The sequence below is a fragment of the Inquilinus sp. genome (assembly GCF_057815775.1).
The window spans coordinates 1-8,006 of record NZ_JBYRFX010000214.1 but is presented as its reverse complement, the minus strand read 5'-3'; the positions used below and the strand labels follow the sequence as shown (position 1 = coordinate 8,006).

Here is an 8,006-nt window from a genome sequence, read left to right as displayed (position 1 = left end):
GCGCACCCGGTCGCGCTGCTGGGCGCTGATCAGCGGGCCGCAATCCGGGTCGCGGTCCCAGGGGCCGGTCTCCAGCCCCCGGAACTTCCCTGCAAGGGCATCGAGGAAGTCGTCGGCGATGCCGTCCTGCAGCAGCAGGCGGCTGCCAGCGGAGCAGGTCTGCCCGGCATTCTGCACGATCGCGGCGGTGACGAAGGGCAGGGCGGCCTCGGCATCGGCGTCGTCGAACACCAGCTGCGGCGACTTGCCCCCCAGCTCCATCGTCACCGGCCGGTTGAACGCGGCGGCGGCAGCCTGGATCGCGGCGCCGGTGCCGGGTGAGCCGGTGAAGCTGATGTGGTCGATGCCGGGATGCGACGCCAGCGCGGCCCCGGCCTCAGCCCCCAGGCCGGTGACGATGTTCAGCACGCCCGGCGGCAGCCCCGCCTCCAGTGCCAGCTGGCCGATGCGCAGCGGCGTCAGGCAGGCATCCTCGGCCGGTTTCAGCACGCAGGCATTGCCGGCGGCCAGGGCGCCGCCGATGGTGCGGCCGAAGATCTGCGCCGGGTAGTTCCACGGGATGACGTGACCGGTGACGCCGTAGGGCTCCTTCACCGTCAGCACGGTGTAGCCATCGAGATAGGGGATGGTGGTGCCGTGATGCTTGTCGCAGGCGCCGCCGTAGAATTCGAAATAGCGGGCGCAGGCGGTGATGTCGGCCTTGGCCTGCTTCACCGGCTTGCCGGCATCCACGGCCTCCAGGCGCCACAGCGTCTCGAAATCGGCCTCGATGGCGCTGCCCAGCCGGGCCAGGATCCGGCCGCGCTCGACCGCCGGCATCCGGCCCCAGGGGCCCTCGTCGAAAGCGCGCCGCGCCGCCCGAACGGCGGCGTCGATCTCAGCCACGCCACCGCGGGCCAGGCTGTCGATCTCCGCCCCGGTCGACGGATCGATCACCGGAATCACCCGACCATCTGCCGCCGGGTTCCAAATTCCATCGATCAGAATCGTTTTCGGACCTATCATGATGCTCTTTATGTCTCCGGACCGTCATCGTGATGGAGCATGCTCGGTGCTTCGTTGCGTTTAGGACGAATTCTTATTGCGGGCCATTATTGAAGATGGATGCACCGATGGGCCACGATATCGCCATGGCTCCGATTGTCGAAACGCCCTTGGCCGATCCCGCGGCCGTGCTGCTGGTCGAGGATATGCCGGCGCTGGCCCGGCTCTACATCGAGACCCTGTCCAAGGTCGGTATCGCGGTCGATCATGCCGAGACCGGTGCCGAAGCGCTCGCGGCGCTGGCGCAGGGGCGCTATGCGACCGTGCTGCTGGACCTCAACCTGCCCGACATGAACGGCATGGAGATCCTGCAGCATATCCGCGAGCAGCAGATTCCGGTGGCGCCGATCGTCATCACCGCCCATGGCTCGGTCAACATCGCGGTCGAGGCGATGCGGCTGGGTGCCTTCGACTTCCTGGTCAAGCCGTTCCCGGGCGACCGCCTGACCGTCACCGTGCGCAACACGCTGGAGCGGATGAAGCTGCAGCGCGAGGTCGATGCCTGGCGCGAGGAGCTTGGGCGCGACCGCTATTACGGCTTCATCGGCCGGTCGCCGCCGATGCAGGCGGTCTACCGCATCATCGATTCCGCCGCAGCCTCGAAGGCCACGGTGTTCATCACCGGGGAAAGCGGCACCGGCAAGGAGCTGTGCGCCGAGGCCGTGCACCGCCGCAGCCCGCGCCGCGACCAGCCCTTCATCGCCCTGAACTGCGGCGCGATCCCGCGCGACCTGATGGAATCCGAGATCTTCGGCCATGTGAAGGGCGCCTTCACCGGCGCCGTGGCCGATCGCGACGGCGCCGCGGTCCGGGCCGATGGCGGCACCCTGTTCCTGGACGAGATCGGCGAACTGCCGTCGGAGCTGCAGACCAAGCTGCTGCGCTTCCTGCAGACCGGGTCGGTGCAGGCGGTCGGCGGCAGCCGTGAGCGCAAGGTCGATTTGCGCATCATCTGCGCCACCAACCGCGACCCGGCCGAAGATGTCCGCCAGGGCCGCTTCCGCGAGGATCTGTACTACCGCCTGCTGGTCATCCCGGTGACGCTGCCGCCGCTGCGCGAGCGTGAGGACGACGTGCTGCTGATCGCGCGGCAATTCCTGCACGACTACGCGGCGGAGGAGGGCAAGTCCTTCATCGATTTCGACCTCGAGGTGGCCGAGGACCTGCAGCGCTATGCCTGGCCCGGCAATGTCCGCCAGCTGCAGAACGTGGTCCGCAACATCGTGGTGCTGCATGACGGGCCACTGGTGACGCGGGCGATGCTGCCGCAGCCGGTGCGGACGCTGATCCCGGCGGCGCAGCCCGGCCGCCTGATCCAGGTGCCGCCGCCGGCGCCGAATGGCGCGGTCTCTCCGGTCCGGCCGCTGTGGATGGTGGAAAAGGAAACGATCGAGGCCGCGATCGCCGCCTGCGACGGCCATGTGCCGCGCGCCGCGGCGCTGCTCGGCATCAGCGCCTCGACCATCTACCGCAAGCGGTTGAATTGGGAGGCCGAGGGGCGGGATTGAGCGTCCCGGCCTACGCTGTCGGATAGACCAGGCGGAAGCGTTCGCAGAACACCGGCATATCCTGCGCGGGCTCGCGGCCGATTTCGGCGCAGCGGCGGCTGAAATACTCCCAATGGCCGCGACGCCAGGAGTCGAGCGACCGGTCGTCCTCGCCCTCATCGAAGGCGAAGGCGGCGTCGACCTGGTCGAAGGGCAGGATCCGGACCTCGACGGTCTGCAGCACGCAGCGCGGCGCCCCGGCGAAATCGGTGATCAGGCTGTAGCCGCCCGGCTTCGGCGTGCCGGCCTCATCCGCACCCCAGACCAGGCCGGCGGTTGCGGTCTTGGTGCCGGCGAGGACGAGGTCCAGCAGTTCGCGCGCCAGCCCCTCGCTGTCGCCGAAATACCAGGTGTCGTGCTGCTTGGGCAAAGTGAGGTCCGGGTGCGTCCGGCTCAGATTTCGCCACCAGATGTCGGCAGTGGTCATGATTCGGCCCCTGGGCTGCGGATGGCCGCAACCCAGGGCAAAACCGTCGCCGCCGTCAAGCGCGGCGCGACACCGGCCGGCGGCGGAACAGCTCGGTCGTGTACAGCAGCAGCGCCACTGCGGGGAAGGCCAGGCCGACCCAGCTGACCAGGGTCCAGCCGCCCATGGCGAAGGTGCCGCTGGCAATGGCGGAGCCGATGGCGCCGCCGGCGAAGGCGCTGGCGACATACAGCCCGTTCATCCGGCCGCGCGTCTCCGGCGCCAGGGCGTAGATGGCGCGCTGGCCCAGCACCATGTTGCTCTGCACCCCGAAATCCAGCAGCACGCCGGCCGCGGCCAGCACCACCACCGACCCGACGGCACCGCCGGCCCAGGCCATGAGGAAGGCGACGGCGACCGACGACAGGGCGCCGAAAGTGGCGGGCTTGGTCCAGCCGCGATCGGCCATGCGGCCGGCCAGCGGCGCGGCCAGGGCGCCGGCGGCACCGACCAGGGCGAAGACGGCGATGCCGCTCTGGCTGTAGCCGAAGCGCGGGCTGGCCAGCTCCAGCGGCACGGCGGTCCAGAACAGGCTGAAGCCGGCGAACATCGCGGCCTGGTAGGCGGCGCGGCGCTGCAGCACCGGCGTGCGGCGGAACAGCGTGCCCAGCGAGTGCAGCACCTGGCCATAGCGCGGCCCCGGTGCCGGCTGCCACTTGGGCAGCAGCCAGGCCAGCACCGCCAGCAGCCCGATCATCAGGGCGGCGGACAGGAAGAAGATCGCGCGCCAGCCGAACAGGTCGGCGACGACGGAGGCCACCGGCCGGGCCAGCAGGATGCCCAGCAGCAGCCCGCTCATGATGTTGCCGACCACCCGGCCGCGGATCGCGTCGGGGCACATATGCGCCGCCATCGGGATCAGCACCTGGGCCGCGACCGAGCTGATGCCGATCAGCAGTGCGGCGAACAGGAACAGCCCGGCGCTGGGCGCCACGGCGGCGAGCAGCAGCGCCACCACGGTGCCGGCTAGGGTGATGATCACCAGGCGGCGGTTCTCGATCATGTCGGCCAGCGGCACCAGCAGGATCAGCCCGGCGCCATAGCCGATCTGCGTTAGGGTGACGACCAGGCTGGCGGCGACGGCACTCAGCCCCACCGACGGGGCGATCAGCGCGATCAGTGGCTGGGCGTAATACAGGTTGGCCACGATGGCGCCGCAGGCGGCCGCCATCAGGAACATCAGGGCCGGCGTGATCGCCGGGGCGGCTGGATGCGCGCGGGCAGGTTCGCCCATGGCGACGCCTTTCGGACCACGGAATAAGGAGAGAGATCAAATATAGAACGCAGTGCGCTGTTGCGGTGCACAAAAGTCGGACATGGCAGCTTTGAGCATTTGACGGCCGCCGCCCTATCCCAGCCGCGACCGCAGGCGGCGCAGCAGCTTCGGCACGTCGGGTGGCTGCACCACGGCGCCGCGGATCAGGCTGTCGAAATGCTCCGACAGGGCGCGGATATGCTCGGTCGAATTGAACAGGAAATACATGCCGCCGAGATAGATCACCGCCCGCAGCGGGCCGAACACCGTCAGCGGCACGGAATACTGCCGCCGGCCGTCATAGAAGAACCAGCGGAAGGTCGGGTACAGCTCCTCCACCAGCGCGATCATGTGGTCCAGCTGGCGGGCCCGGATCTCGTCGTCGAGGTCGTGCCAGATGCCCTCGCCGCGGGCGAAGCCCTCGATCGCCTGCAGCGAGTTGCAGGCCTCCATGTCGGTCTCCGGCCGCCGCTGATAGGCCAGGCGGGCGGCCGCGGTCTCGATCCGCTGCTCCGGCCCCGACGCCGCGAACTGCGCCAGCTCGTGCCGGATCACGTCCCGGTTCTTCAGCAGGTCGGGCAGGGTGGTCGCGACATGGCGGATCTTGTAGCCGATCGCCTCGCGATGCCAGGCCACCAGCCGCTCGTCATCGGTCCATTGCGCGTCGCGCTCGATCGCCATCCGCTCCGGCACGATGTCGGCGGAAAGCGGGCCGCGCTGGCTCAGGCCCAGCAGCCAGTCGATGCTGACCTGGCGGGCGGCGGCGATCGCCGCCAGCGTCTCCGCCCGCGGCAGCCGGTCGTTGGCCGGGGACAGGATCTGCGACAGGGTCGATCGGTCCATCCCGGCTGCGGCGGCGAAGGCGCTCCGGCTCATGCCGGATTCGGTGATGATGTCCTCCAGCCGGCTGCGGAAGGTCTCGATCATGTCTTGACGGGACTGCGCCATCGCTGGTTTTCCGCAACAATTTGTGCGATATATCATCAGATCGGATGATTATACATCAGTTGCGTCGTTTGGTGCGCATTATCGCGTTGTTCGCGACAGTGTTCGGCGAGATTCTCAGTCCATGGACAAACCCATGGCGCACATGATGAAGAGATCCCGGATCGAATGGCCGACTTGGGCGGTGGTGGTCGCAGTCTATGGCGGCTGGGTCGCACTGCTCTGTTTCCAGTCTGCCCTTCCGGGACCGGTGTTCATCGCCATCGGTGCGGTCCTGCTGGCCTGGCACGGGTCGCTGCAGCATGAGACGATCCATGGTCATCCGACGCGGTCGCGCCGGATCAACTGGGCGATCGGCTGGCTGCCGCTGTCGCTGTGGCTGCCCTATGAGACCTATCGCGACCTGTACCTGCATCATCACCGCGAGGCGCACATCACCTCGCCGGTGGAGGATCCGGAAAGCTACTACGTCACCGATGAGCGCTGGTCGTCGCTCAGCCCCGCCGGGCAGGCGGTGCTGCGCTTCAACCGCACCCTGTTCGGCCGCTTCCTGATCGGCCCGGCCCTGTCCTGGTACGGGCTGTGGGCGGAGGCGCTGCCGCAGCTGCGGCACGATCGCCACCTGCGCCGCGTCTGGGCGCTGCACCTGGCCGGCGCGGTTGCGGTCGCGGCGGTCGTGATCGGCGTCTTCGGCGTGCCGCCGATGCTCTACGTCGCCGCCTGCTACGCCGGCACCGCGCTGTCGCTGCTGCGGTCCTTCGCCGAACATCGCGCCGGGCCGGAAGGCCTGCGCACCGCGGTGGTGTCGTCGGGGCACTTCTTCTCGCTGCTGTTCCTCAACAACAACCTGCATGTGGCGCATCACGCCCGGCCCGGCCTGGCCTGGTACCAGCTGCCGCGCTTCGCCGCCGCCAACGACTCCGCCGGGGTGGCGGCGCGGGGTGCCGGGCACTATCGTGGCTATGGCGAGATCGCCAAGCGCTACTTCTTCCACCCGGTCGACGACCCGGTGCATCCCGATTTCGACGTGGAGCGTCGCGCCAAGTGACTGTGATGACCGGCCTGGAAGGCCAGACCGCGACCCGCTTCTCTCCCGTCAGCCTGGGGATGTACGATCTGCCGGAGGTGCACTGGGCCACCGACGCGCTGTGGTCGGCGGTGGCAAGACGCTTGGCGGCCCAGGGCGTGCCGGCGCCGGCCGAACTGACCCGGGATGTGGCGCTGCACGATGTGTGGACCGATCCGGCGCTGCTGTTCAGCCAGACCTGCGGCAATCCCTATGTCAGGCGCTATCGCGGCTGGCTGCGGCTGGTGGCGACGCCGTGCTACGCCGCGCCCGGCTGCGACGGGCCGCGCTATCGCAGCCTGCTGGTCGCCCGGCAGGGCGGTTCGGAAACGGGATTGGCGGATTTCCGCGGCGCGGTCTGCGCCGTGAACGACTGGGACAGTCTGTCCGGCTGGGTCGCCTTCGCTGCGGTGTTGCCCGACGCGCCGGACCGGTTCTTCCGGGCGGCGGTCGTGACCGGCGCGCATGTCGCCAGCATGGCCGCGGTGGCGGCCGGCGATGCCGACATCGCGGCGATCGACTGCGTCACCCATGCGCTGGTGCAGCGCCACCGCCCTGCAGCCCTGGATGGGCTGCGTGTGGTCGGCACCACGGCGCTGGCGCCGGGCCTGCCCTATGTGACGCGCCGCGGCATCGATGACGCCACCGTCGCCGCCCTCCGCGCGGCGCTGCGCGACGTGATCGCCGACCCTGATCTGGCCGAGGCGCGCGACGCGCTGCTGCTGGACGGCATCGAGATCCTGGAAGAGGCGGATTACGACGCGATTCCGGCGCTGCCCGCTAGCCGTCCTCCTCCCGCTCCAGCTCCTCTTCCCCACCGCGCCACATCGCCAGCGCCCTGAGCGTCTCCGCCACGCGGGCCTTGACCACCTTGGCCAGCTCCTGCGGCCGGCCCTGCTGGTTCTCCGACTTGCCGCCTAGCGATTCGGCCAGGTCGATCAGGGCCCGGGCGCCGCAGATCGCGGCACAGGATTTCAGCGCATAAGCCTCCAGCGCCAGGGCCTCGCGGTCGCCGGCCCCGGCTGCTGCGGCGATCGCGGCCGCCCGCTCGCGCAGCTCCTCCGCCAGATCGTCGATCATGGCGCGGCGCGCGGCCCCGTCGAAGCCGGTCAGGTTCCGCTCCAGGGCCGCCGGGTCGAACAGGTATCGCGGATCGCCGCTGGTCATAACAGTGCTTCCTCCACCCCTCCCATATCGCGACGCCGGCCCCCGAGTTCCAGACGAGGTGAAAATGGCGTGGGCCCGGATAGGCCGGCTTGATTTCCGGAACGGTCGGTCCACATATGGGCCATGACGCTTCACCCCGGCCGCCCCCGCGAATTCGACAAGGACACCGCGCTCGATGCAGCGATGGCTCTGTTCTGGCGCCAGGGCTATGAGGCGACCTCGCTGGACGACCTGACGCAGGCGATGGGGCTCAGCCGCAGCAGCTTCTATGGCTGCTTCGGCTCTAAGCACGATACGCTGGTGGCGGCGATCCGGCGCTATGCCGATCTGCGGCTGGCCGAGCTGGAAGACCTGGTCGCGGCGGAGCCGGATACCGACCGGGCACTGCGCACCGCGATGGTGGCGCTGGCCGGGGTCGGTGGCGGTCGCGAGGGCTGCTTCCTGATCAATTGCACGGTCGAGCTGGCGCCGCATGATCCGGAGATCGAAAGCCTGAGCCGCCGGCATCTCGAGCGG

The 8,006-nt window shown here is 69.4% G+C and carries 9 protein-coding genes; 4 read left to right on the top strand and 5 right to left on the bottom strand.

The window, feature by feature from the left end; translation table 11 throughout:
• On the bottom strand, positions 1-1,005 hold a 1,005-nt coding region (locus tag AC3XYG_RS07520), incomplete at its 3' end, for an aldehyde dehydrogenase family protein (RefSeq protein ID WP_489139190.1).
• A 125-nt stretch (positions 1,006-1,130) separates the two neighbouring features.
• Here AC3XYG_RS07520 and AC3XYG_RS07515 point away from each other — a divergent pair.
• A complete protein-coding gene (locus tag AC3XYG_RS07515) occupies positions 1,131-2,552 on the top strand; it encodes a sigma-54-dependent transcriptional regulator (protein WP_489139189.1) in 1,422 nt (473 codons plus the stop codon).
• Positions 2,553-2,562: 10 nt separating this feature from the next.
• Here AC3XYG_RS07515 and AC3XYG_RS07510 read toward each other — a convergent pair whose 3' ends face one another.
• The 3 genes from AC3XYG_RS07510 to AC3XYG_RS07500 all read right to left on the bottom strand — a co-directional run bounded on the left by AC3XYG_RS07510 (position 2,563) and on the right by AC3XYG_RS07500 (position 5,260).
• A complete protein-coding gene (locus AC3XYG_RS07510; protein WP_489139188.1) occupies positions 2,563-3,018 on the bottom strand; it encodes an ASCH domain-containing protein in 456 nt (151 codons plus the stop codon).
• A 55-nt stretch (positions 3,019-3,073) separates the two neighbouring features.
• Positions 3,074-4,291 (bottom strand): MFS transporter, encoded by a 1,218-nt coding sequence (locus AC3XYG_RS07505; RefSeq protein WP_489139187.1) that lies wholly within the window; start codon positions 4,289-4,291, stop codon positions 3,074-3,076.
• Between the two features lie 114 nt (positions 4,292-4,405).
• Complete coding sequence (locus AC3XYG_RS07500; RefSeq protein WP_489139186.1) at positions 4,406-5,260, bottom strand: helix-turn-helix domain-containing protein; 855 nt, start codon at positions 5,258-5,260, stop codon at positions 4,406-4,408.
• A 142-nt stretch (positions 5,261-5,402) separates the two neighbouring features.
• Here AC3XYG_RS07500 and AC3XYG_RS07495 point away from each other — a divergent pair, with 142 nt between their 5' ends.
• Together AC3XYG_RS07495 and AC3XYG_RS07490 are read left to right on the top strand one after the other, a co-directional pair.
• Entirely contained in the window at positions 5,403-6,305 is a 903-nt protein-coding gene (locus tag AC3XYG_RS07495; protein WP_489139185.1) for a fatty acid desaturase, read from the top strand.
• Between the two features lie 5 nt (positions 6,306-6,310).
• Positions 6,311-7,165, top strand: a complete 855-nt coding sequence (locus AC3XYG_RS07490) for a phosphate/phosphite/phosphonate ABC transporter substrate-binding protein (protein ID WP_489139191.1) — start codon at positions 6,311-6,313, stop codon at positions 7,163-7,165.
• On the opposite strand, the gene AC3XYG_RS07485 is transcribed toward AC3XYG_RS07490, so the two are convergent.
• Positions 7,104-7,490, bottom strand: a complete 387-nt coding sequence (locus AC3XYG_RS07485; RefSeq protein WP_489139184.1) for an Hpt domain-containing protein — start codon at positions 7,488-7,490, stop codon at positions 7,104-7,106. The two genes, AC3XYG_RS07490 and AC3XYG_RS07485, sit on opposite strands and share 62 nt — an antisense overlap.
• A gap of 123 nt (positions 7,491-7,613) precedes the next feature.
• Between AC3XYG_RS07485 and AC3XYG_RS07480 the strand changes: the two genes are divergently transcribed.
• Positions 7,614-8,006, top strand: a 393-nt coding sequence (locus AC3XYG_RS07480) for a TetR/AcrR family transcriptional regulator (protein WP_489139183.1), incomplete at its 3' end; no start/stop codon positions are given.

Excerpts from the sequence above, each read along its gene's own strand:
- AC3XYG_RS07515 (WP_489139189.1), top strand. The coding sequence starts at position 1,131 with ATGGCTCCGATTGTCGAAACGCCCTTGGCCGATCCCGCGGCCGTGCTG.
- AC3XYG_RS07510 (WP_489139188.1), bottom strand. The coding sequence starts at position 3,018 with ATGACCACTGCCGACATCTGGTGGCGAAATCTGAGCCGGACGCACCCG.
- AC3XYG_RS07505 (WP_489139187.1), bottom strand. The coding sequence starts at position 4,291 with ATGGGCGAACCTGCCCGCGCGCATCCAGCCGCCCCGGCGATCACGCCG.
- AC3XYG_RS07500 (WP_489139186.1), bottom strand. The coding sequence starts at position 5,260 with ATGGCGCAGTCCCGTCAAGACATGATCGAGACCTTCCGCAGCCGGCTG.
- AC3XYG_RS07495 (WP_489139185.1), top strand. The coding sequence starts at position 5,403 with ATGATGAAGAGATCCCGGATCGAATGGCCGACTTGGGCGGTGGTGGTC.
- AC3XYG_RS07490 (WP_489139191.1), top strand. The coding sequence starts at position 6,311 with ATGACCGGCCTGGAAGGCCAGACCGCGACCCGCTTCTCTCCCGTCAGC.
- AC3XYG_RS07485 (WP_489139184.1), bottom strand. The coding sequence starts at position 7,490 with ATGACCAGCGGCGATCCGCGATACCTGTTCGACCCGGCGGCCCTGGAG.